A 21,848-nucleotide genomic window follows, 5' to 3' on the forward strand; every position below is an offset into this window, starting at 1 on the left:
ACTTCACGCATGCGTTTACGTCATATCGAAGTGATCCAGGCGCTCCTGCAAACCGGCCATCTGGGCACCGCCGCCGAAATGCTGCAACTGCCGGTGGCCGAGGTCGAAGCGCTGTTGCGCGAGACCGAGGGGCAACTGGGCTTCATGCTGTTTGCCAGCGTGCGTGGACGTTTGCAGGCGACCCGCGAAGCCCGTGAGTTGCAGGTTCAGATTGCCCACGTCTACGAAGCACTGGAACCGGTGCAACGCCTGGCCGACAGCCTCAAGCAGTACCAGGCCCCTCCCCTGCGGGTCATTGGCACCCCGCCCCTGGCCCAGCAGTTGCTACCCCAGGGCATTGCAAGCTTGCGGCGGCGCTTCCCGGAGGTGCCCTGCTCGCTGCTATGCCTGCCCACTCGCGAGATCGTCAAAAGCCTGCTGCTGCGTGAAAGCGATCTGGGGCTCAGCCTGCATGATCCCGAGCACGGGGACATTCAGTGCCAGGTCATTGCCCAGGGCAAGCTGCAACTCCTGGCGCCCCACGGCTGGCTGCAACCCCGGCAGAAATACATCAGCGTGCAAGACCTGGCCGGCCAGTCGATGGTCGGGCTGGAAGGCCACGATCCGCTCAGCGTGCTGTTCGAGAGCAAGTTGCAGGCATTGCGTCCGGCCCCGGTCGTCCATACACGGGTGCAGACCCACCAGATGATGCGCAGCATGGTCGAGGCCGGCGAAGGCCTGGCCGTTGTCGACCCCTTTACCGCCATCGGCGCCAGGGCTGGTGGCCTGGACGTGTGCCCGGTGTCACCGGCCGTGCCGATCAACCTCTACGCCCTGACCCTGAACAACGTTGCGCCAACGCCGACGGTCGAAGCCTTGCTCGACATCCTCAAGGCACAAGCACAGGCGATGTTGGCGACCTGACCGGGTGTTCCAGCGGGTTGTCAAAGACCCGGTACCAGAACAAGGCCACTTCGGCCGTCTGCGGGTCGATCCCGCGATAACGCAGGTGGTCGATGCCGCCGATCACGTAGCCGCAGCGCTCATAGAGCCGGCAGGCGCCCAGGTTGTTGTTCTGGGTTTCCAGCATGATGCCCGGCAGCTTCTTCTTGCGGCTCCAGAACTGCGCAACGTCCAGCAGTGCCTTGGCCACCCCGTGACGCCGCGCTGGAGCGTGCACCGCCAGCTCGTCGATGTGGGCAAAACCATTCCAGTTGGTACTGACCACGACGTGCCCCACCGGAAAATCATCCAGGAAGGCCATGAAAATCGCGCTGTCCACTCCATCGCGGTAGCTGGCGAACTCCTCCGGGTCGATGCCGTAGCATTTGCGATAAGGCGTAATGGGCTGCAACGGCCACTCGCTCACCGGCGTGTCGATCCGCGCGGCGGCATAGGCCCTGACTTCAAAGCTGAAGTCACTGCACCAGACGTACTCCGCAAAACCTTCGTCGGCGACACGCACGGCCAGGCCCGGGTACTTGGGATTGATCACCGGCTGCATACTGGGAAACGTCCTCAAATCTTGATGCAATCGACGGTGTACTGCCGCCCATTGCCCTCGTCTTCATGTTGCAGGCCATGCACATCGGCAACGAACCCCGGGAAACTGCTGTCGAACGTGCGGGCAAATGCCAGGTAATCGATGATCGAGCGGGTCGCTTCGGTGAACCGCTCCCCGGGCATGATCAACGGGATGCCCGGCGGGTATGGCACCAGCATCACCGCCGCGATCCGGCCCTGCAAGTGATCGATGGACACCGCCTCGACCTCGCCACGCACCAGTTGATCATAGGCGTCGGCCGGTTTCAGGGCGATCTCGGGCAACACGGTGTACATGCGCTTGAGGTGCTTGGCCGTGGCATTGCTGCGATAGCAGGCGTGCAGTTGGTCGCACAAATCCCGCAGGCCCATGCCCTGATACCGGGCCAGGTCGCGCTGAGCCACACAGGGCAGGCAGGTGGCCAGGCTGATGTTGGCGTCGTAGCTGCGCTTGAACTCCAGCAGTTCGGTGAGCAAGGTACTCCATTTGCCCTTGGTGATGCCCATGGAAAACAGCACCAGGAACGAATACAGGCCGGTCTTCTCCACCACCAGCCCGCGCTCCCAGAGGAACTTGCTGACCACCGCGGCCGGTATCCCGCGCTCGCTCAGCGCCCCTCCCGCGGTCAGGCCTGGCATGACCAGGGTCACCTTGATCGGGTCCAGCAACACGTAATCTTCGGCGATGTCGCCAAAACCGTGCCAGTCGGCTTCAGGCCCCAACAGCCAGTCGGCGGTGCTTACCTGGTCGATGCCTTCCACCAACGGTGGCTGCCAGATCGAGAACCACCAGTCGTCGGCGGCGATGTGCTGCCGCAGATTGGCCAGCGCACGGCGAAAACTCAGGGCTTCGTCGAACATTTCCTGCAGCAGCGAACGCCCCGCCGGACCTTCCATCATCGCCGACGCCACGTCCAGCGAGGCAATGATGCTGTACTGCGGCGAGGTCGAGATGTGCATCATGAAGGCTTCATTGAAGCGGTCGCGGTCCAGTTGCCGCGCCCCACCGTCCTGCACATGAATCATCGACGCCTGGCTGAAGGCCGCCAGCAGCTTGTGGGTGGAATGGGTGGTGAACACCAGCGGGCTGTCGGCCGAGCGCGAGGTGCCCATGCCGTAACGCCCGGCGAAGAACTCGTGAAAGGCCGCATAGGCGTACCAGGCTTCGTCGAAGTGCAGGACCTCGACACTGTTGCCCAGGGTTTGCTTGATCAGTTCGGCGTTGTAGCAGAGGCCGTCGTAGGTCGAGTTGGTGACCACCGCCAGTTTCACTTTCGCGGGACGACCCTGGGTCAGCGGGCTGGCATCGATCTTGGCCTGGATCGACTCGGGACTGAACTCACTCAAGGGGATTGGCCCAATGATCCCCAGCTCATTGCGTTCCGGGCACAGGTACAGGGGAATCGCCCCGGTCATGATGATCGAATGCAGCACGGACTTGTGGCAGTTGCGGTCCACCAGCACCAGGTCGTCCCGGGCCACCATCGCCTGCCAGACGATCTTGTTGGCGGTCGAGGTGCCATTGATCACGAAAAACGTATGATCGGCGCCGAAATTGCGCGCCGCACGGGCTTCCGCTTCCGCCAGCGGTCCGGTGTGGTCCAGCAGTGAGCCGAGCTCGGGCACCGACACCGACAAGTCCGAGCGCAAGGTGTTCTCGCCAAAGAACTGGTGAAACGCCTGCCCCACCGGGCTCTTGTGATAGGCCACGCCACCACCGTGCCCCGGGGTGTGCCAGGAATAGTTGGAGTCGGCGGTGTGTTGCACCAGCGCCTTGAAAAATGGCGGCAACAGGCCATCGAGGTAGTTGCGCGCCGCCCGCGCCACCTGGCGCGCGAGAAACGGCACGGTGTCTTCGAACAGGTAGAGAATGCCGCGCAACTGGTTCAGTTCGCTCATGGCATCGGCCGGGGCGTTTTCCAGCGTGACCTGCTCGCCCAGGGCAAAGATCGGCAGATGGGGCGCGCGCAGGCGGGCCAGGCGAATCAGCTCGACCATGTTCTGCAGCAGGTGGGTATTTTCCCCGGCACCCTCGGCGGCGATCAGCATGCACGCCAGGCCATGGTGGGTAGAGGCAACCAGGCGCCCTTCGGCGTAATCGACGGCCGAGAAGATACTGAAACCTTCCTGTTCCAGCTCCCTGGCGATGCCGCGCACGCGGTCACCGGCTACCGTATCGGCCTTGATGTCGCGGTGGACAATCAGGATGGGAAACTTCAAGTCTTTATACATGGGGGCTCAGCGTCCTGAGACGGCAGACCATGGGCTGCCAATACACTCAGGGTAGAGGGTGGAGGCTGATGTGGCGAGTGAATGCTCCGAAACAGGGCAACCACCCCACTGTGGCGAGGCCGCTTGCTCCCGCTGGGGTGCGCAGCGCCCCTGAAATCAGCCACCGCGGGGGTTCGGATGGAATGCAATTGCCGGATTACGACCGCTTCGCCCGAGCGCGGACCGGCCGGCGGGAGCAAGCTCCCTCGCCACGACAACCCGCTCGATTCACCGTCTGCCGGTTAGCCTTGCACCTTGGCCTCGGCCAACTGGGTCCACAGCGCGGGGGCTCCGGCGGACTTGGCGATGATTGCCAGGCGCACCTCATGCGCGGCCAGTTCCGCTTCGCTGGCGCGAATGATTCGCGCCGGCGTGCGATCGGTCGGCAGGCGACGGATTTCACTGGCCTGGCTGCCCGAGCCCTCACCGGAACCATTGCCGTCAGACGCATTACCGGCCAGGGACAGGCTGGTCTGGCCGCCGGTCATGGTCAGGTAAACGTCGGCGAGGATCTCGGAGTCGAGCAAGGCGCCGTGCAGTTCACGACCGGAGTTGTCGACACCATAGCGTTTGCACAAGGCGTCGAGGCTGTTGCGCTGCCCCGGGTGACGCTCACGGGCCATCATCAGGGTGTCGAGGATCGAGCAATGCTGGGTGATGTCCGCCCGGTCCTGCTGGCCCATCAGCGCGAATTCGTTGTTGATGAAGCCAACGTCGAACGCCGCGTTATGGATGATCAGCTGCGCGCCCTTGATGAACTCGAAGAATTCATCGGCCACTTCAGCGAAACGCGGCTTGCCCACCAGGAACTCGTTGGTGATGCCGTGGACGCCAATCGCGCCCTCGTCACTTTCCCGGTCGGGCTGCAAGTAAACGTGGAAATGCCGGCCCGTCAGGCGTCGACCGATCAACTCGACGCAACCGATCTCGATGATCCGGTGGCTGTCGGTCACCGGCATGCCGGTGGTTTCGGTGTCGAGCACCACCATCCTCTGAGCCATCTTCGTTCAACCCCTCTTCGTGCCGTTTCGCATAGGGGCGCGATCTTAACACAGGCCGCCAAACCTGACGTGAACGCCGCCCCGTGGCGAGTGAGCTTGCTCACGCTGGGCTGCATAGCAGCCCTAAAACCGGACACCGGGTTCTATCTGAATCCCCGCAATCGCCCTGTCGGGGGCGCTTCGCACCCCAGCGCGAGCAAGCTCGCTCGCCACCGGGCATTTGTCAGGCTTCACCAACCCGGTGATGTAGGCCTCTGCTGTCAACCCCTCTTCGTGCCGTTTTGCATTCGGCGGCGATCTCAACACAGGCCGCTAAACCTGACGTGAACGCCGCCCCGTGGCGAGTGAGCTTGCTCACGCTGGGCTGCATAGCAGCCCTAAAACCAGTCACCGGGCTCTATCTGAAACCCTGCAACCGTCCTGTAGGGGCGCTTCGCACCCCAGCGCGAGCAAGCTCGCTCGCCACAGAGCATTTGTCAGGCTTCACCAACCCGGTGATGTAGGCCTCTGCTGTCAACCCCTCTTCGTGCCGTTTTGCATTCGGCGGCGATCTCAACACAGGCCGCCAAACCTGACGTGAACGCCGCCCCGTGGCGAGTGAGCTTGCTCACGCTGGGCTGCATAGCAGCCCTAAAACCAGTCACCGGGCTCTATCTGAAACCCTGCAACCGTCCTGTAGGGGCGCTTCGCACCCCAGCGCGAGCAAGCTCGCTCGCCACCGGGCATTTGTCAGGCATCACCAACCCGGTGATGTAGGCCTCTGCTGTCAACCCCTCTTCGTGCCGTTTTGCATTCGGCGGCGATCTCAACACAGGCCGCCAAACCTGACGTGAACGCCGCCCCGTGGCGAGTGAGCTTGCTCACGCTGGGCTGCATAGCAGCCCAAAAACCAGTCACCGGGCTCTATCTAAAACTCTGCAATCATCCGGTCGGGGGCGCTTCGCACCCCAGCGTGAGCAAGCTCGCTCGCCACCGGGCATATGTCAGGCATCCCCGGCCGGCTCAGCCCTGGTCGCCGCCGCCGACCGGCATCACCAGCCCGGTGATGTAGGCTGCGTCGTCCGAGGCCAGGAACAGGATCGCCCCGACTTGCTCATCGAGGGTGCCGTAGCGCTTCATCAGCGTGCTGTCGACGGTCTGGTCGACAATCTGCTGGTACCACACTTTCTCCTGCGGGCTCTGCTCGGCACTGTTGCGCGGAATCCGCCGGGGGGGTGCTTCAGTGCCGCCGGGCGCCGTGGCATTGACCCGCACCCCGCGCTCGGCGGTTTCGAACGCCAGGCACGCCGTCAGCGCATTGACCCCACCCTTGGCCGCGCCATATGGCACGCGGTTGATGCTGCGGGTGGCAATCGAGGAGACATTGACGATGGCACCGCTGCCCTGCTCCAGCATGTACGGCAGCGCGGCATGGCAGCACCACAGCGTGGGGAACAGCGATCGGCGGACTTCGGCTTCGATCTGCTGCGCCTCATAGTGTTCGAACGGCTTGGCCCAAATGGTCCCGCCGACGTTGTTGACCAGGATGTCCAGACGGCCGAAACGCTCGATGGCCGCCTGCATCACCCGGTTGCACTCGGCGAACTGCTCGAGGTCGGCGGTCAGGGTCAACACTTCATGGTGCTGGCCCAGTTGTTCCTGCAGCTCGAACACCAGTTCGGAACGGTCGACCAGCACCAGTCGCGCGCCCTCGGCCGCCATGCGCTCGGCAACCCGGCGCCCGATGCCTTGGGCTGCACCGGTGATCAGCGCGACTTTTTCGTGAAACCTGTTCATGCCGATCTCCTGTGCCTATGCCGCGCTGGCGGCGAATTTTTCGTAGTAGAAGTTTTTCGGGGCAATGTCCTGCTCCCGGATGTACTGGCTGACCGCCTCGACCATCGGCGGCGGGCCGCAGAGGTAGACGTCGACGTCGCCGTCGTTCAAGTGGCGGGGCTCGATGTGCTGGGTCACGTAGCCCTTGAGCGGGTGGACGCTCTGCGGGTTGGCCACGCAGGCACTGAAGCTGAAGTTGGGGATCCGCGCCGCAAAGCCTTGCAGACGGTCCAGTTCCACCAGGTCGAAGTCGTTGGTCACGCCATAGATCAGGTGCAAAGGATGCGCGCTGCCCTGATCGGCGATTTTCTCCAGCATCGCGGTGAACGGCGCCAGCCCGGTGCCGCCAGCCAGCAGCAGCAAGGGGCGCTGAATGTCCCGCAGGTAAAAGCTGCCCAAGGGTCCGGCCAGGCTCATGCTGTCGCCCGCCTTGGCGATACCGGTGAGAAAACTGCTCATCAGGCCGCCGGGGACGTTGCGGATCAGGAAGCTGACCTCGCCGTCACGCTGCAACGAGCTGAACGAATAGGCGCGTGTCTGCTCGCTGCCGGGAATGCCCAGGTTGACGTACTGCCCCGGCAGAAAGGCCAGCTTGCTCAAGGCCTCGCCCTTGATCGACAGCGCGATGGTGCTGTCCGACAACTGGCGCACCTGGCTGATCGCCGCGCTGTAGCTGGCCTGCTGGGTCCGGCACACGTCCGAAGACGCCGGCACCCGTATCACGCAATCGCTGAGGGCGCGCATCTGGCAGGTCAGCACAAAGCCGGCGTCGGCCTCGTCGCTGCTCAGGGCGTCCTCGATGTACTCCTCGCCCAACTCGTAACGGCCGGCTTCGGCAAAGCATTTGCAGGTGCCGCACGCGCCGTCGCGGCAATCCAGGGGGATGTTGATGCCCTGGCGGTACGCCGCATCGGCCACGGTCTCACCGGGATTGGCGTCAACGAACCGGGTGACGCCGTCTTCAAAATTCAGTGCAATGGAATGAGCCATGGCGAGCGCCTCACAAATGGTAGACATCGATGACCTGGCGAACGTAGTCGTTCTTCAGGATCACTTTCTTGGCCTTGATCAGCGGGCTGTCGCCGCGCACATCGAGGGTGTAGAAGCTGCTGCCGAAGTAGCTGTCGACGGTCTTGTAACGAAAGCTCAGGGTGTGCCAGTTGAAGCGCACGTTGCACAGGCCGTCGGCCTGTTCGAGCAGCTCGATGTTGCTGATGTTGTGAGAGGTGCGGGTGTCCGGCACGCTGGCACTGGAACGCTCGGTCTTGATCCGGAAGATCCGGTCTTCAAGCCCCATGCGGTTGCCGTACCAGATCAGCGAGATTTCCCGCTGCGGATCGCAGGTCAACTCGTCGTTATCGTCCCAGGACGGCATCCAGAAGCAGGCGTCGGCGGCATACAGTTCCAGCCAGTTGTCCCAGTCCTTGTCGTCGAGGTAGCGCGCTTCGCGGTAGAGAAAATCGCGCACGGCGTCGTAGGTCATGTTCATGCCAGTTCCTCCACCTTGATCAGCGCCGATTGCTCTTCGCTCAAGGCCTTGAGCATGGTTGCCTGCCAGTACTTGTGTTGCAGCACGAACAGGCCCTCGTCTTCGGTACGCACGCCGCTGAGCAGTGGGTGCAGGTCGATTTCCCTGGCTGCCTCGTCGGCGCCCTCGATCCAGTGCTCGGCGCCTCGGGACATATCGTTCCAGGCGCTGGTACTGCCCTGGTAACCCAACTGGCAGGAGCGGAATTCTTCCAGGTCGTCCGGGGTCGCCATGCCGCTGACGTTGAAGAAGTCTTCGTACTGACGAATCCGGCTCGAACGCGCCACGTCGCTTTCACCTTTGGGGGCGATGCAGTAGATGGTGATCTCGGTGCGGTTGACCGAGATCGGCCGGGCAATGCGGATCTGCGAGCTGAACTGGTCCATCAGGTACACGTTGGGGTACAGGCACAGATTGCGCGAGTTCTCGATCATCCAGTCGGCGCGGGCCTGGCCGAAGTCCTTGGCCAGTTCGTCGCGGCGCTCGTACAACGGACGGTCCTCGGGGTTGGACCAACGGGTCCAGAGCAGCATGTGGCCCTTGTCGAAGGAGTAGAAACCACCGCCCTGCTTGGCCCAGGTGCCGGCGCTCATGGTCGGGTTCTCGTCACCGCATTCGCGCTGCTTGCGCTGGTTCTGGGTGGCGGCATAGTTCCAGTGCACGGAACTGACGTGGTAACCGTCGGCGCCATTTTCAGCGGTGAGTTTCCAGTTGCCTTCGTAGATGTAGCTGCTGGAGCCGCGCAACACTTCCAGGCCATCGGCGGACTGGTCGACGATCATGTCGATGATCTTTGCCGATTCACCCAGGTGCTCGACCAATGGCACCACGTCTGCCTTGAGGCTGCCGAACAGGAAGCCACGATAGGACTCGAAGCGTGCCACCTTGGTCAGGTCGTGGGAGCCTTCGCAGTTGAAACTCGCCGGATAGCCCGCCGCAGCCGGGTCCTTGACCTTGAGCAGCTTGCCGGAGTTGTTGAACGTCCAGCCGTGGAATGGGCAGGTATAGGAAGATTTGTTGCCGGTCTTGTGTCGGCACAGCATCGCACCGCGGTGACTGCAGGCGTTGATGAAGGCATTCAGCTCGCCGTCCTTGTTGCGCGCAATGAAGATCGACTGGCGGCCCATGGTGGTGGTGTAGAAATCGTTTTTGTTCGGAATCTGGCTCTCGTGGGCGAGGTACAGCCAGTTGCCTTCGAAGATGTGCTGCATCTCGAGATCGAACAAGCGCGGGTCGGTAAACATCTCCCGCTTGCAGCGGAAGAGGCCCTGTTCTTTGTCGTCTTCGAGCAGGGAGTGAACGTATTCGGGTCGCAGGGACATGGCCGCCGCCTCCATTGTTTTTATTCAGGCAGGCTCATGCTAGGGCGGGTGGCGGCGCGGCAATATCCGCTGGGTGCAGATCGTTATCCGTTTTGTGCAAGGCGCACGAATGAAGTGGCAGGTGCCGGTAGACCGGCGAATTGATCATGCCAGCAGCAAAGCGCGATCAATGCCGGCGCTTGAGGGTGTCGGAGGGCAGTTCGCCGAACTGCTTGCGGTAGCTGTCGGAGAACCGCCCCAGGTGCAGGAAGCCGTAATCCATGGCCAGTTCGGTGACGTTGCGCACGGTGCAGGTCGGGTCGCTGAGGCAAGCCTGGACCCGCTCGAGCTTCTTCTGGCGGATGTAGTTTTTCGGCGTGGTGGCGGCGTTGCGCTCGAACAGGCCGTACAGCGAGCGCAGGCTTATCTGCGCCTGGCGAGCCAGTTCCTCGCTGCAGATGTCCTGCTTGAGGTTACGCTCGATATAGTCGGCAATCCGCTCGAAACTGGCCGACTGCGAACCCAGGCCGGCGCGGCTGACGTTGGTTTTCATCAGGCTGAGCATCTTGCTCACGATGATCTGCGCGTAATGCTCCTGGACCCGCGGCATGCTCTCGGCCGCCTCGGCCTCCTGACAGACCATGCCCAGCAAATTGACGAACCCTTCAAGCTCGTCCAGCTGGTAGCGATTCTCCAGGAACCGCACGCCCTGCCCCGGGTGAATCCAGCGTTGCTCCTGGCAGACCGACTCCAGCAGGCTGGCGGGCATTTTCAGGATGAATTTTTCGCAATCGTCGGAGTACGTCAGGTCCACCGGATCGTCCGGGTTGATCAGCAGCAGTTCCCCGGGGGCAAAGTAGTGTTCCTGGCGATGGCCGCGCCACAGGCAATGGCCCTTGAGCAGCACCTGCAGGTGGAAAATGGTTTCCAGCGCCGGCGAGGTCACCCGCACGCTGCCGCCGTAACTGATACGGCACAGGTCCAGGCTGGCGAATTTGCTGTGATTGAGACTGGCCTGCGGGCTACCGCTGCGGGGCAGGCGGATGCAATGGCTGCCCACGTGCTGATTGACATAGCCCGACACCGCGTAGGGGTCGGCCTGGACAAACACGCTGCTGCGCTCACTCAATAGATGCGCTTGCATAACCGGTCACTCTCATTGTTTTTATAGGCTGTGGCGGGTCGCGAGTGGCGCCCGCCCAGTACATCGGGCCCGATCATTCTATGGGTGTCATTCCATAACGCAAAGCCACGAGATAAACGGTGGGTTATCTCGTGGCCAGGCCCCCTGCGACGTCAGGCCTCCAGTGCGCGAACCCGCTCGCTGCGCTGTTGTTCCTGCGGTTGTGCCGTCGACTGCAAGGTGAAATCGAAGTCGATCTCGGCGAAACGCCCGCTGACGCCATGCTCGGCCGCCCGCTGCTGATCGTCGCTGAAGGTGATCCTGGCGATCAGTTCGTCACGGGTGGCGTAGGCGAAGTCATCATGCAGGTACTGGTCACCGTCCAGGTTGATCTGGGTGGTCAGGTGGCGATGATCGTCCGCCGAGATGAAGAAGTGAATGTGCGCCGGGCGCTGGCCATGACGGCCCAGTTGATCGAGCAGTTGCTGGGTCGGACCGTCCGGCGGGCAGCCATAACCCGACGGCACGATGCTCTGGAAGCGATAGCGGCCTTCGGCATCGGTGACGATCCGGCGACGCAGGTTGAATTCCGACTGGCTGCCATCGAAGTACGAATAGGTGCCGCCGGTGTTGGCGTGCCAGACATCCACCACGGCGCCGGCCAGCGGCGTGCCATCGGTGTTCTTGACCTGGCCTTGCATGAACAGCACCACACCCGGATCGACTCCGTCGTCCAGGCGCGCAAAACCGTCGGCCAACGGCGCGCCGGCCACGTACAGCGGGCCTTCGATGGTGCGCGGGGTGCCGCCGGCCTTGCCGGCCTGCTCGTCTTCGGCGTCCATCAACAGGTCGAGGTAGTGTTCCAGGCCAAGGCCTGCAACCAGCAGGCCGGCTTCCTGGCGCGTGCCCAGTTCGTTGAGGTAGTTGACGGCTTTCCAGAACTCTTGCGGGGTCACCTGCAGGTCTTCAATGATGTTCACCGAATCGCGCAGGATGCGGTAGATCAACGCCTTGGCCCGTGGATTGCCCTGGTCGTTGAGCAGGCCGCTGGCGTCTTCGAGGAACTTCTGGGCGCTGGCAGTGTGGGAAATTCTGACGTTCATGATTAATCCTCATCTTGTATTTATTAGAGTACAGAACCGGCAAACAACGAATCAGCGATCATCCTCATGAATAGAGGAAGGATGCCTGCACATCGCGTTCACTTCGATAGCCATGTAGGGATACAGCGGCAGTTGCATCAGCAGGTCGTGCAGTTCCTGCACGCTGTCGACGTCGAACACGCTGTAGTTGGCGTACAACCCGGCGATACGCCACAGGTGCCGCCACTTGCCCTGTTGCTGCAGGCGCTGGGCCAGGGCCTTTTCATCGGCCTTGAGCTGGGCGGCCTGCTGCGGATTCATGTCGACCGGCAGGTTCACGGTCATTTTTACGTGGAACAACATGGGCTACTCCTCAGGCGGTGTGGATGGCAGTGGCGGTTTTGTCGCGACGGAAGAACGCCAGGCGCTCCTCGTCCAGGGTCAGGCCAAGGCCAGGCGCCCTGGAAACATGCAGGTGGAAATCGCGGTACACCGGCGCTTCGCCGAGGATGTCCTCGGTCAGCAACAGCGGGCCGAACAACTCGGTGTCCCACGCCAGCTTGTCCAGGGTCAGGAAGGCATGGGCCGAGGCCAGGGTACCGATCCCACCTTCGAGCATCGTACCGCCGTACAGGCCGATCCCTGCTGCCTCGGCAATTGCCGCTGTGCGCAACACCGCGCGCGGGCCGCCGTTCTTGGCGATCTTCAGGGCGAACACCGACGCCGCGCCTTCACGGGCCAGGTTGAACGCATCCTCGACGCACTCGATCGACTCGTCCGCCATGATCGGTGCCGGGCTGATGGCATTGAGGCGCGCCATGCCGGCGCGGTTGTTGCGGGAAATCGGCTGTTCGATCAGGTCGATGCCGTTGCCGCCCAGGACCCGGCAGGCGCGCAGCGCCACCGCTTCGTCCCAGGCCTGGTTGACGTCGACCCGCACGCTGGCACGGTCGCCCAGGGCTTTCTTGATGGCAATCACGTGCGCCAGGTCGCGGTCGACTTCGCCCGCCCCGATCTTCAACTTGAAGATCCGGTGGCGCCGCAGGTCGAGCATCTGCTCGGCTTCGGCGATGTCCTTGGCGGTATCGCCGCTGGCCAGGGTCCAGGCCACCGGCAGCGAATCGCGTACCCGCCCACCCAGCAACTCGCTGACCGGCAGCCCCAGGCGTTTGCCCTGCGCGTCGAGCAAGGCGGTTTCGATACCGGACCTGGCGAAGGTATTACCGCGAATGCTACGGTCCAGGCGCAGCATGGCCGCGTTGATGTTGCACGCGTCCTGGCCCAGCAGCAGCGGCGCGAAGTGACGGTCAATGTTGGTCTTGATGCTGTCCGGGCTTTCATTGCCGTAGGCCAGGCCGCCGATGGTGGTCGACTCACCGATGCCTTCGATGCCGTCGGCACAGCGCACGCGGATGATCACCAGGGTCTGGTTCTGCATGGTATGCATGGCCAGCTTGTGCGGGCGGATAGTCGGCAGATCGACGATGATCGTTTCGATCGATTCAATGGCAGAAGAAAGCATGTCCATACCCGTCAGGTTCTTGAAGTTCTGGGATGGATTCTCGTACGGCTTTTTTCCGGGTTCCAATATAGAATTGGTCTGGATCGATACCTTAAAGGTATACACCACCCTCGACGAGTGAGAACCCATGGAACTGCGTCATCTGCGGTATTTCCAGGTGCTGGGGCAAACCCTGAACTTCACCCGCGCCGCCGAACGCCTGCACATCGCCCAACCGCCGCTGAGCCGGCAGATCCAGCAGTTGGAAGACGAACTTGGAGTGGTGCTGCTCGAGCGTGGGCGGCCATTGCGCCTGACCGAGGCCGGGCGGTTTTTCCTTGAACACTCCACGGCGCTGCTGGAACAACTGAACAAGGTCTGCGACAACACCCGCCGCATCGGCCTGGGCGAGAAGACCTGGCTGGGCATCGGCTTTGCGCCTTCGACCTTGTATGGCGTGCTGCCGGAACTGATCCGTCGCCTGCGCAGCAATGACGCCATGGAGCTGGAACTGGGGCTGTCGGAAATGACTACCCTGCAACAGGTGCAGGCCCTCAAGGCAGGCCGGATCGACGTCGGTTTCGGGCGGATTCGCATCAATGACCCGGCCATCACCCAGACCGTGTTGCGCGAAGACCGGTTGGTCGCCGCCCTGCCCGCTGGCCATCCGTTACTGGCCAGGCCCATCAGCCTCACGGAACTGGCCGACGAACCCTTTGTGCTCTACCCCGGCAATCCACGGCCCAGCTATGCCGACCACGTGATCGCGTTGTTCGAATCCTGTGGCGTGAGCATCAAGGTGGCGCAATGGACCAACGAACTGCAGACCGCCATCGGCCTGGTAGGCGCCGGGATCGGCGTGACCCTGGTGCCAGCCTCGGTGCAGTTGCTGCACCGCGACGACATCGGCTTCACGGCGATCCTGGAAAGCAACGCCACCTCACCGATCATCCTCAGCCAGCGCGTTGGCGATGTATCACCGGGGTTGAATCACTGCCTGAGGCTGATCGAGGCGCTGCGCAGCTTTTAATAACCCGCGGCGCCGCGCATCAGGTAAACGTCAGTCCTGCTTGTAGCCGCGCACGTCATCGACGCCACGGTTGGCCAACTGGTCGGCGCGCTCGTTGCCAGGATGGCCGATGTGGCCGCGCACCCACTTCCAGGTCACGTTGTGGCGGTTGACCTGTTCGTCGAGTTGCTTCCACAGGTCGGCATTCTTCACCGGTTCCTTGGCCGCGGTTTTCCAGCCACGCTTTTTCCAGTTGACCATCCACTCGTTGATGCCCTTCATCACGTATTGCGAGTCGGTCACCAGCAGCACGTCGCAGGAGCGCTTGAGCTCCTCCAGGCCGCGAATCGCCCCCATCAGCTCCATGCGGTTGTTGGTGGTGTTGGCTTCGCCCCCCCAGAGTTCCTTTTCAACGCCCTTGCACACCAGCAGCGCGCCCCAGCCGCCAGGACCAGGGTTGCCCTTGCAGGCGCCGTCGGTGAAGAGTTCTACGCTATCGCTCATGCCAATCTATCCAGAAAATGTCTGCGGCTTGCCAATCGAGGACCGACAACGCCTGAGGCCGGGCAAGCCCGGCCGGGAAAATAAAGGGAGTGTTACGGCTTGCTGTCGCGGCGATTGACCTTGGCCATCGGCAGCGGAATCAGCTTGCCCATCGGTTCGCGGCGTGCCTGGCGAACCGGTCGCAAGCCGACGACGATCTTGCGCGCCACTAGCAAATAGAAGCCGCCACCGGACCACTGCCAGTCACCGGCCCTGCGTTCCCAACCGGCCAGGCGAGCTTGCCAGGCGGGGGATGCGAGCGGCGGACGATAGCACCCGAAGCGGCGTTTCTCCAGCGCAAAACCCAGCAGATTGAGCCAGTCGGCAACCCGCGACGGCGAAATGCAACGGGCCTTGCGCAGGGCGTCCTGGGCAAACACGTGGCGTAGCCCCCAACTGCTCCAGGGGTTGATGCCGACAATCAGCAAGTGCCCGCCGGGACGTACGGCACTGGCCGCCTCGCGCAGCAAGCCATGGGGCGACAGGCAGAAATCCAGCCCGTGCTGCATCACCACCACGTCGGCGGCATGCTCGCTCAAGGGCCAGGCCTGCTCTTCGCAGACGATCTCCACCCCCGGCAGTGGTGCGCCAAGCCGGACATTGCGTTGCACCTGGGGTGCCGTGGGTGGCGCTTCGGCCGACGGGCCGTAGTGCACCAGGTAACCGCCAAAGAAGCGCCCCAGTTCGTCTTCGAGCATCCGGCGCTCTTCATCCAGCAGAAATTGCCCGAGGGGACCGGACAACCACTCGCGGGCCGCGCTGATCAATGCCAACCAGTCCGGATCCGCCTGAGCGAACGCTTTATCGGTCATTGCATTCTCCAACTCGCCAAGAATTCCAGTGTCTGTAACCCAAGGAGTAACCATGGGCGGTATCCCGCGGCTAGCCACCCAACGTCAACAGCCCCTAAGATGCGCTAATGTTTACCGCTTGGCGAATCCCGCGATGATACAGATCAGTGCTCTTCCCGCCTTTACCGACAACTATATCTGGTTGTTACAGGATCACCGCAGCCAGTGCTGCGCCGTGGTCGATCCGGGTGACGCCGCCCCTGTGCAAGCCTGGCTGGCCGAACATCCGGACTGGCGCCTGAGCGATATTCTGATCACTCACCACCACCATGATCACGTCGGCGGCGTCGAACGGTTGAAAAAAGCGACGGGCGCCACGGTCTACGGCCCGGCCAGTGAAAACATCCCGGCGCGGGACGTGGCGTTGCACGACAACGACCGTATCACCGTACTGGGCTGTACGTTCGATGTGTATGCGGTGCCTGGCCACACCCTGGGCCACATCGCCTACTACTACCATGGCCTGCTGTTCTGTGGCGATACCCTGTTCGCCGCCGGTTGCGGGCGCTTGTTCGAAGGCACGCCCGAACAGATGCACCACTCCCTCGGCCGGCTCGCGGCCCTGCCTGAAGACACCCTGGTGTATTGCACCCACGAGTACACCTTGAGCAACCTGCGCTTTGCCGTCGCCGTCGAGCCGGACAACGCCGCGATCGCCGAGCGTTTCGAGAAAGTCTCCCAACTGCGCGAGGCCGGACGCATGTCCCTGCCCTCCACCCTGGCCCTGGAAAAGCTGACAAACCCGTTCCTGCGTACCGGAGAAACATCTGTTAAAGAAAAAGTAGACGAACGGATTGGCCCTAATAACCGGTCTCCGAGTGAGGTTTTTGCGGCCCTGAGGGCTTGGAAAGATACGTTCTAAAAAGGCCGGGCATAGGCCGGAAAATTCTCAATGGTTGACCGCACCCGGTACGCTTTCTAGAATCGCCCGACATTTTTGCCCGGAACTTACTTCCAGCCAATGTCGTCATCTATTCGTAAGTCCATCAACTCAGACGCATTGACCCGCCTGGCGCAAGCCATTGCGGTGGCTGTGTCCGCCACCCTGGCGGGCTGCCAAAGCACCAGTCAAGTGCCGCAAACCGACGCGGCCCACCTGGCTTCCGTCCGCGCCAAGCAGAAGCCGGCCTGGCTCAGCGAGAAGCCGACGCCAGAGATTCCCCAGGACGTCTGGGAACGCATGCGCCAGGGCTACCAGTTGCAGGACGGGCTGGGCGTCAACCCACGCATCGAGCAACAGCGCCTGTGGTTTGCCAGCAACCCGTCAGTCCTGGAAAACGCCGGCGAACGCGGCAGCCTGTACATCCATTACATCGTCGAACGTCTCGATGAACGCAACATGCCACTGGAACTGGCCCTGCTGCCGGTGATTGAAAGCTCCTACAACCCGATGGCCTATTCGCGTGCCCATGCCGTGGGCCTGTGGCAGTTCATCCCGTCCACCGGGCGCTACTTCAACCTGCGTCAAACCCGCTTCTATGACGGTCGTCGCGACATTACCGCGTCCACGACCGCGGCCCTCGACTACCTGAGCCGCCTGCACGACATGTTCAACGGCGACTGGCTGCTGGCCCTGGCGGCCTACAACGCCGGTGAAGGCACCGTCAGCCGGGCCATCGAGCGCAATGAAAGGCTCGGCCTGCCCACCGACTACTGGAACCTGACGCTGCCGTCGGAAACCCAGGCCTACGTGCCCAAGCTGCTGGCCCTGTCGCAAGTGGTGCTGACCCCGCAAGCCTACGGCGTGAACCTCAACCCGATCGCCAACGAACCCTACTTCGAAGTCGTCGAAATCAACCAGCGCATGGACCTGTCCAAGGTCGCCGCGGTGGCCAACATCGACGAAGACGAACTGTTCCAGCTCAACCCGGCCTTCAAGCAACGCACCACCATCGACGGCCCCCAGCACTTGCTGGTGCCGACGTCCAAGGCGCAACTGCTGACGGCCAGCCTGTCGACCATGAAACCTGAAGAGCTGATCAGCAAACGCTCGTTCAAACCGGTGTTCGAAGGGGCCGATGGCCCGGCACTGGCAGGCGCCAAACGCAGCTATCGGGTCAAGCGTGGCGACAGCCTGTCGTCCATCGCCAAGGCCAACAAGGTCGAGGTCAAGGACCTGCAACGCTGGAACAACCTGACCGGCAAAAGCCTCAAGGCCGGCCAGACCCTGGTCATGCAGGACACCCGACGCAGCGGCCGGACCACCACCGTGCTCGCCGCCAACACCAAGAAGCAGACCCAGTACAAGGTCAAGCAAGGCGACTCGCTGTACATGGTTGCCAAGCGCTTCAATGTCGAGATGCAGCACCTCAAGCGCTGGAACCCGCGTGTGGGCCAGGCCCTCAAGCCCGGGCAGATGCTGACGGTTTACCAGCCGCACTGATGCGGCGCTTCGTGGCGAGGGAGCTTGCTCCCGCTCGAATGCGACACGCTCGCGGCCCATGCTAGCCGCCGTCGGCTGCCCGGTTTTGGGGCCGCTACGCGGCCCGGCGGGAGCAAGCTCCCTCGCCACGGCCTCCACGCCTGTCGATGTATCGAATCGCGGCCTTCAGTGCTTTTAACCCCTACCTTTTTCCTGTGCATACAAGCTGTTACTGTACGATCCACACAGCCCAAGCCGCCTGGATCGGATCTCTGACTTGAAGCGTTCCCTCCCCCTGTTCCTGATCAGTCTGGCCTTGAGCTCCCCGGTAAGCGCCACGATCAGCGAAAGCCATGGTTATGCGCAGTTCGGCACACTCAAGTACCCGACCCGATTCACCCACTTCGACTGGGTCAACCCGCAAGCGCCCAAGGGTGGCACCTTGCGGGTCATGGCGTTTGGCACCTTCGACACGCTCAACCCCTACACCTTCAAGGGCACCAGCCCGGTCGCCACGCCGAATTTCCTGCAATACGGCATCAACGAGCTGAACGAGCCGTTGATGGTCGGCACCGGCCAGTACGCCCCCTCTGGGGATGAACCCGCCTCCAGCTACGGCTTGATCGCCCAGTCGGTCGAATACAGCGAAGACCGCAGCTGGGTGGTATTCAACCTGCGGCCCGAAGCGCGCTTCCACGACGGCAAGCCGATCACCGCCTACGATGTGGCGTTCTCCTACCGTTTGCTGCTCAAGCAGGGCCACCCGCGATACCGCACCAACCTTCAGGAAGTACAACGGGTCGACGTTCTCAACCCGCAGCGCATTCGCTTCGTGTTCAAGCGCGCGGGCAACCCGCTGTTGATCCTGCGCCTGGGCGAGTTGCCGGTACTGCCGCAACACTACTGGAAAGGCCGCGACTTCCAGGCCACCACCTTCGAGCCGCCCTTGGGCAGCGGGCCCTATCGCATCACCCAGGTCCAGCCGGGGCGCCGACTGGTGCTGGAACGGGTCAAGGACTACTGGGGCAAGGACCTGCCAGTCAATCGCGGCAAGTACAACTACGACCGCATGGAAGTCGAGTTCTACCGCGACAGCGCGGTAGCGTTCGAAGCGTTCAAGGCGGGCGAGTTCGATATCTACATCGAGCACCAGGCCAAGAACTGGGCCAATGCCTACAACTTCCCGGCGGTACGCCGTGGCGACGTGATCAAGGCACAGGTCAGCCACCAGATTCCGACCCAGACCCAAGGCCTGTTCATGAACACCCGGCGCGGGGCCTTCGCCGACGCCAGGGTGCGTGAAGCCCTGGGCCTGATGTTCGACTTCGAATGGACCAACCGCACACTGTTCAGCGGTGCCTACAAACGGGCCACCAGCTACTACCCCAACAGCGAGTTCGCCGCCACCGGACTCCCGGTCGGCCACGAATGGCTGATGCTCTCGCCTTACCGCGAGCAACTGCCCGCCAAGCTGTTCACCGTGCCCTTCAACCTGGCGCAGACCGAGGGCCGCGGCATTCCCCGGCACACCCTGCGCCAGGCCCTGGGCCTGCTCGCGGAAGCCGGCTGGACACTCAATGGCCAGCGTTTGCAAAATGCCGCCGGCCAGCCGCTGCGCCTCGAGATTCTGCTGGTCAACCCGAACCTGGAACGCATCCTCCAGCCCTACGCCGAAAACCTGGCCAGCATCGGCGTCGATGCACACCTGCGTACAGTGGACCGTGCCCAGTACAAACAGCGCCTGGACCAGTTCGATTTCGACATGATCCTCATGACCCTCGACCAGACCCTGAGCCCGGGCCTCGAGCAGTGGCAGTACTTCCACTCCAGCCAGGTCGGGGTCAAGGGCAGCAAGAACTACGCAGGCGTGGCCAACCCGGTGGTCGACCACCTGCTGGAACACCTGCTGGCGGCCAAGTCGCGCGACGAGCAACTGGCGGCCGGCAAGGCACTGGACCGGGTGCTGCTGTGGCAGCACTACATGATCCCCAACTGGTATATCAATTATCATCGCCTGGCGTACCGCAACCGGTTCGCCTTCGTCACCACGCCGCCCTATACACTCGGGCTGAATGCGTGGTGGCTGAAGACTTCGGAGAAAGCCCAATGATGCCTTTGCGTCCCCTGCTGGGCCTGCTGTTTGCCGGGATGTGCAGCGTTTCCCTCGCGGCCCCGCAACACGCCCTGACCCTGTACAACGAGCCAGCGAAATACCCCGCCGACTTCAAGCACTTCGACTACGTCAACCCGGACGCGCCCAAGGGCGGCACCTTCCGCCAGGCCGGCTTCGGCGGCTTCGACAGCCTCAACCCCTTCATCAGTAAAGGCGTGGCGGCCACCGACATCGACCTGATCTACGACACCCTGGCCCGGCAAAGCCTGGATGAGCCTTTCACCGAGTACGGCCTGATCGCCGGCAAGATCGAAAAGGCCCCGGACAACAGTTGGGTGCGTTTCTACCTGCGTCCCGAAGCGCGCTTCCATGATGGCCATCCGGTGCGTGCCGACGACGTGGTGTTCAGCTTCCAGACCCTGATGAAAAGCGGCGCCCCGCTCTACCGTGGCTACTATGGCGACGTCCAGGAAGTGGTCGCCGAAGACCCGCTGCGGGTACTGTTCAAGTTCAAACACAACAACAATCGCGAGCTGCCGCTGATTCTCGGCCAGCTTCCGGTCCTGCCCAAGCACTGGTGGGAAAACCGAGACTTCTCCAAGGGCAACCTGGAAATCCCCCTGGGCAGCGGCCCGTACAAGGTCAGCGAGGTCAAGGCCGGGCGCTCGGTACGCTATGAACGCGTCAAGGACTACTGGGGCAAGGACCTGCCGATCAACCGGGGGTTCTACAACTTCGACGTCATGACCACCGACTATTACCGTGACAACACCGTGGCGCTGGAAGCCCTCAAGGCCGGTCAATTCGACTACTGGCTGGAGATGACCGCGAAGAGCTGGGCCAACGCCTACAACATCCCGGCGGTCACCGAGGGCCGGCTGATCAAGGAGCAGATCCCCAACAGCAACCCGACCGGCATGCAAGGCTTCATCTTCAACTTGCGTCGTCCGGTGTTCCAGGATGTGCGCGTGCGGCAGGCCCTGAGCCTGTTGCTGGACTTCGAGTGGACCAACAAGCAGCTGTTCAACGGCGCCTACGCCCGCACCCGCAGCTACTTCGAGAACTCGGAAATGGCCGCCACCGGCCTGCCGGACGCGGCACAACTGGCGATCCTCGAGCCGTTGCGCGGCAAGATCCCCGACCAGGTCTTCAGCGAAGCCTTCCAGAATTCGGTATGTGATGGCAGCGGGATGATCCGCGCCCAACAGCGCCAGGCCTATCAGTTGCTGCAGGAAGCCGGCTGGCGGATCGTTGACGACAAGATGGTCGATGCCAGCGGCAAACCGGTGACCATCGAGTTCCTGCTGGCCCAGACCGAGTTCGAGCGGGTGCTGCTGCCGTTCAAGCGCAACCTGAGTGACCTGGGGATCGACCTGGTGATTCGCCGGGTCGATGTGTCGCAGTACATCAACCGGGTGCGCTCGCGGGACTTCGACATGGTGGTGGGCAGCTTCCCCCAGTCCAGTTCACCGGGTAACGAACAGCGCGAGTTCTGGAAATCGGAAAGCGCCGACAAGCCCGGCAGCCGCAACTACATCGGCCTCAGGGACCCGGCCATCGACCAACTGGTCGAGGAGCTGATCAATGCCGACTCGCGCAACAGCCTGGTGGCCCACGCCCGGGCGCTCGACAGGGTGCTGCAATGGGGCTATTACGTGATCCCCAACTGGCACATCAAGACCTGGCGCGTAGCCTACTGGAATCACATCGGCCATCCGCAGGTCCCGCCGGCCTATGACGTTGGCATCAACACCTGGTGGGTCAAACCCGACGCCAAACCTGCGATCGAAGTCCTGAGCAAAGAGCAAACGGGCGTGGAGCAATAAG

At 62.7% G+C, this 21,848-nt stretch carries 19 protein-coding genes; 6 read left to right on the forward strand and 13 right to left on the reverse strand.

Annotated features, from left to right (window positions below; all coding sequences use genetic code 11):
- Positions 1-9: 9 nt before the first annotated feature.
- Entirely contained in the window at positions 10-903 is an 894-nt protein-coding gene (locus CKW25_RS00770) for a LysR substrate-binding domain-containing protein (protein WP_095077128.1), read from the forward strand.
- On the opposite strand, the gene CKW25_RS00775 is transcribed toward CKW25_RS00770, so the two are convergent.
- From CKW25_RS00775 to CKW25_RS00825, 11 genes are all read right to left on the reverse strand, one after another.
- Entirely contained in the window at positions 869-1,483 is a 615-nt protein-coding gene (locus CKW25_RS00775) for a GNAT family N-acetyltransferase (RefSeq protein ID WP_095077129.1), read from the reverse strand. The genes CKW25_RS00770 and CKW25_RS00775 overlap by 35 nt on opposite strands.
- Before the next feature lie 14 nt (positions 1,484-1,497).
- Positions 1,498-3,753: an Orn/Lys/Arg decarboxylase N-terminal domain-containing protein gene (locus CKW25_RS00780; protein WP_095077130.1), complete on the reverse strand. Its 2,256-nt coding sequence runs from the start codon at positions 3,751-3,753 to the stop codon at positions 1,498-1,500.
- A 281-nt stretch (positions 3,754-4,034) separates the two neighbouring features.
- On the reverse strand, positions 4,035-4,793 hold the full coding sequence (gene dnaQ / locus CKW25_RS00785; protein WP_095077131.1) for a DNA polymerase III subunit epsilon: 759 nt from the start codon (positions 4,791-4,793) through the stop codon (positions 4,035-4,037).
- A gap of 1,002 nt (positions 4,794-5,795) precedes the next feature.
- Entirely contained in the window at positions 5,796-6,569 is a 774-nt protein-coding gene (locus tag CKW25_RS00790) for a 1,6-dihydroxycyclohexa-2,4-diene-1-carboxylate dehydrogenase (protein ID WP_095077132.1), read from the reverse strand.
- 15 nt (positions 6,570-6,584) lie between these two features.
- Positions 6,585-7,598, reverse strand: a complete 1,014-nt coding sequence (gene benC / locus CKW25_RS00795) for a benzoate 1,2-dioxygenase electron transfer component BenC (protein WP_095077133.1) — start codon at positions 7,596-7,598, stop codon at positions 6,585-6,587.
- 10 nt (positions 7,599-7,608) lie between these two features.
- The gene (gene benB / locus CKW25_RS00800; protein WP_095077134.1) at positions 7,609-8,097 is read right to left on the reverse strand and encodes a benzoate 1,2-dioxygenase small subunit; all 489 of its coding nucleotides are present in this window, start codon (positions 8,095-8,097) and stop codon (positions 7,609-7,611) included.
- Positions 8,094-9,458: a benzoate 1,2-dioxygenase large subunit gene (gene benA / locus CKW25_RS00805; protein WP_095077355.1), complete on the reverse strand. Its 1,365-nt coding sequence runs from the start codon at positions 9,456-9,458 to the stop codon at positions 8,094-8,096. The genes benB and benA overlap by 4 nt, the downstream gene beginning before the upstream one ends.
- A 166-nt stretch (positions 9,459-9,624) precedes the next feature.
- Positions 9,625-10,581, reverse strand: a complete 957-nt coding sequence (locus CKW25_RS00810) for an AraC family transcriptional regulator (protein WP_095077135.1) — start codon at positions 10,579-10,581, stop codon at positions 9,625-9,627.
- Between the two features lie 152 nt (positions 10,582-10,733).
- A complete protein-coding gene (catA, locus tag CKW25_RS00815; RefSeq protein WP_095077136.1) occupies positions 10,734-11,663 on the reverse strand; it encodes a catechol 1,2-dioxygenase in 930 nt (309 codons plus the stop codon).
- Positions 11,664-11,714: 51 nt separating this feature from the next.
- Positions 11,715-12,005, reverse strand: coding sequence for a muconolactone Delta-isomerase (gene catC, locus CKW25_RS00820; RefSeq protein ID WP_095077137.1), 291 nt, complete (start codon positions 12,003-12,005; stop codon positions 11,715-11,717).
- A 10-nt stretch (positions 12,006-12,015) separates the two neighbouring features.
- On the reverse strand, positions 12,016-13,164 hold the full coding sequence (locus CKW25_RS00825) for a muconate cycloisomerase family protein (RefSeq protein ID WP_172736370.1): 1,149 nt from the start codon (positions 13,162-13,164) through the stop codon (positions 12,016-12,018).
- A 127-nt stretch (positions 13,165-13,291) separates the two neighbouring features.
- On the opposite strand from CKW25_RS00825, the gene CKW25_RS00830 reads away from it, so the two are divergent.
- Positions 13,292-14,173, forward strand: a complete 882-nt coding sequence (locus CKW25_RS00830) for a LysR family transcriptional regulator (RefSeq protein ID WP_095077138.1) — start codon at positions 13,292-13,294, stop codon at positions 14,171-14,173.
- A 30-nt stretch (positions 14,174-14,203) separates the two neighbouring features.
- Here CKW25_RS00830 and rnhA read toward each other — a convergent pair whose 3' ends face one another.
- Together rnhA and CKW25_RS00840 are read right to left on the reverse strand one after the other, a co-directional pair.
- Positions 14,204-14,656, reverse strand: a complete 453-nt coding sequence (gene rnhA, locus CKW25_RS00835; protein WP_095077139.1) for a ribonuclease HI — start codon at positions 14,654-14,656, stop codon at positions 14,204-14,206.
- Positions 14,657-14,748: 92 nt separating this feature from the next.
- Positions 14,749-15,507 carry a class I SAM-dependent methyltransferase gene (locus CKW25_RS00840; protein WP_095077140.1) on the reverse strand — a complete coding sequence of 253 codons (759 nt, stop codon included), beginning with the start codon at positions 15,505-15,507 and terminating at the stop codon, positions 14,749-14,751.
- Positions 15,508-15,640: 133 nt separating this feature from the next.
- Here CKW25_RS00840 and gloB point away from each other — a divergent pair, with 133 nt between their 5' ends.
- From gloB to CKW25_RS00860, 4 genes are all read left to right on the forward strand, one after another.
- Positions 15,641-16,408 (forward strand): hydroxyacylglutathione hydrolase, encoded by a 768-nt coding sequence (gene gloB, locus CKW25_RS00845; RefSeq protein ID WP_095077141.1) that lies wholly within the window; start codon positions 15,641-15,643, stop codon positions 16,406-16,408.
- Between the two features lie 99 nt (positions 16,409-16,507).
- Entirely contained in the window at positions 16,508-17,929 is a 1,422-nt protein-coding gene (locus tag CKW25_RS00850; RefSeq protein WP_095077142.1) for a LysM peptidoglycan-binding domain-containing protein, read from the forward strand.
- A 256-nt stretch (positions 17,930-18,185) separates the two neighbouring features.
- Positions 18,186-20,018 carry an extracellular solute-binding protein gene (locus tag CKW25_RS00855; RefSeq protein ID WP_095077143.1) on the forward strand — a complete coding sequence of 611 codons (1,833 nt, stop codon included), beginning with the start codon at positions 18,186-18,188 and terminating at the stop codon, positions 20,016-20,018.
- Complete coding sequence (locus CKW25_RS00860) at positions 20,015-21,847, forward strand: extracellular solute-binding protein (RefSeq protein ID WP_095077144.1); 1,833 nt, start codon at positions 20,015-20,017, stop codon at positions 21,845-21,847. Before CKW25_RS00855 ends, CKW25_RS00860 begins: the two co-directional genes overlap by 4 nt.
- Position 21,848: the final 1 nt, after the last annotated feature.

Source organism: Pseudomonas sp. Irchel s3h17 (genome assembly GCF_900187505.1).
Lineage (GTDB): Bacteria > Pseudomonadota > Gammaproteobacteria > Pseudomonadales > Pseudomonadaceae > Aquipseudomonas.

Bases quoted from the DNA above. Each gene is read 5' to 3' on its own strand.
- CKW25_RS00770 (WP_095077128.1), top strand. From the start codon at position 10: ATGCGTTTACGTCATATCGAAGTGATCCAGGCGCTCCTGCAAACCGGC.
- CKW25_RS00775 (WP_095077129.1), bottom strand. From the start codon at position 1,483: ATGCAGCCGGTGATCAATCCCAAGTACCCGGGCCTGGCCGTGCGTGTC.
- CKW25_RS00780 (WP_095077130.1), bottom strand. From the start codon at position 3,753: ATGTATAAAGACTTGAAGTTTCCCATCCTGATTGTCCACCGCGACATC.
- dnaQ (WP_095077131.1), bottom strand. From the start codon at position 4,793: ATGGCTCAGAGGATGGTGGTGCTCGACACCGAAACCACCGGCATGCCG.
- CKW25_RS00790 (WP_095077132.1), bottom strand. From the start codon at position 6,569: ATGAACAGGTTTCACGAAAAAGTCGCGCTGATCACCGGTGCAGCCCAA.
- benC (WP_095077133.1), bottom strand. From the start codon at position 7,598: ATGGCTCATTCCATTGCACTGAATTTTGAAGACGGCGTCACCCGGTTC.
- benB (WP_095077134.1), bottom strand. From the start codon at position 8,097: ATGAACATGACCTACGACGCCGTGCGCGATTTTCTCTACCGCGAAGCG.
- benA (WP_095077355.1), bottom strand. From the start codon at position 9,458: ATGTCCCTGCGACCCGAATACGTTCACTCCCTGCTCGAAGACGACAAA.
- CKW25_RS00810 (WP_095077135.1), bottom strand. From the start codon at position 10,581: ATGCAAGCGCATCTATTGAGTGAGCGCAGCAGCGTGTTTGTCCAGGCC.
- catA (WP_095077136.1), bottom strand. From the start codon at position 11,663: ATGAACGTCAGAATTTCCCACACTGCCAGCGCCCAGAAGTTCCTCGAA.
- catC (WP_095077137.1), bottom strand. From the start codon at position 12,005: ATGTTGTTCCACGTAAAAATGACCGTGAACCTGCCGGTCGACATGAAT.
- CKW25_RS00825 (WP_172736370.1), bottom strand. From the start codon at position 13,164: ATGCTTTCTTCTGCCATTGAATCGATCGAAACGATCATCGTCGATCTG.
- CKW25_RS00830 (WP_095077138.1), top strand. From the start codon at position 13,292: ATGGAACTGCGTCATCTGCGGTATTTCCAGGTGCTGGGGCAAACCCTG.
- rnhA (WP_095077139.1), bottom strand. From the start codon at position 14,656: ATGAGCGATAGCGTAGAACTCTTCACCGACGGCGCCTGCAAGGGCAAC.
- CKW25_RS00840 (WP_095077140.1), bottom strand. From the start codon at position 15,507: ATGACCGATAAAGCGTTCGCTCAGGCGGATCCGGACTGGTTGGCATTG.
- gloB (WP_095077141.1), top strand. From the start codon at position 15,641: ATGATACAGATCAGTGCTCTTCCCGCCTTTACCGACAACTATATCTGG.
- CKW25_RS00850 (WP_095077142.1), top strand. From the start codon at position 16,508: ATGTCGTCATCTATTCGTAAGTCCATCAACTCAGACGCATTGACCCGC.
- CKW25_RS00860 (WP_095077144.1), top strand. From the start codon at position 20,015: ATGATGCCTTTGCGTCCCCTGCTGGGCCTGCTGTTTGCCGGGATGTGC.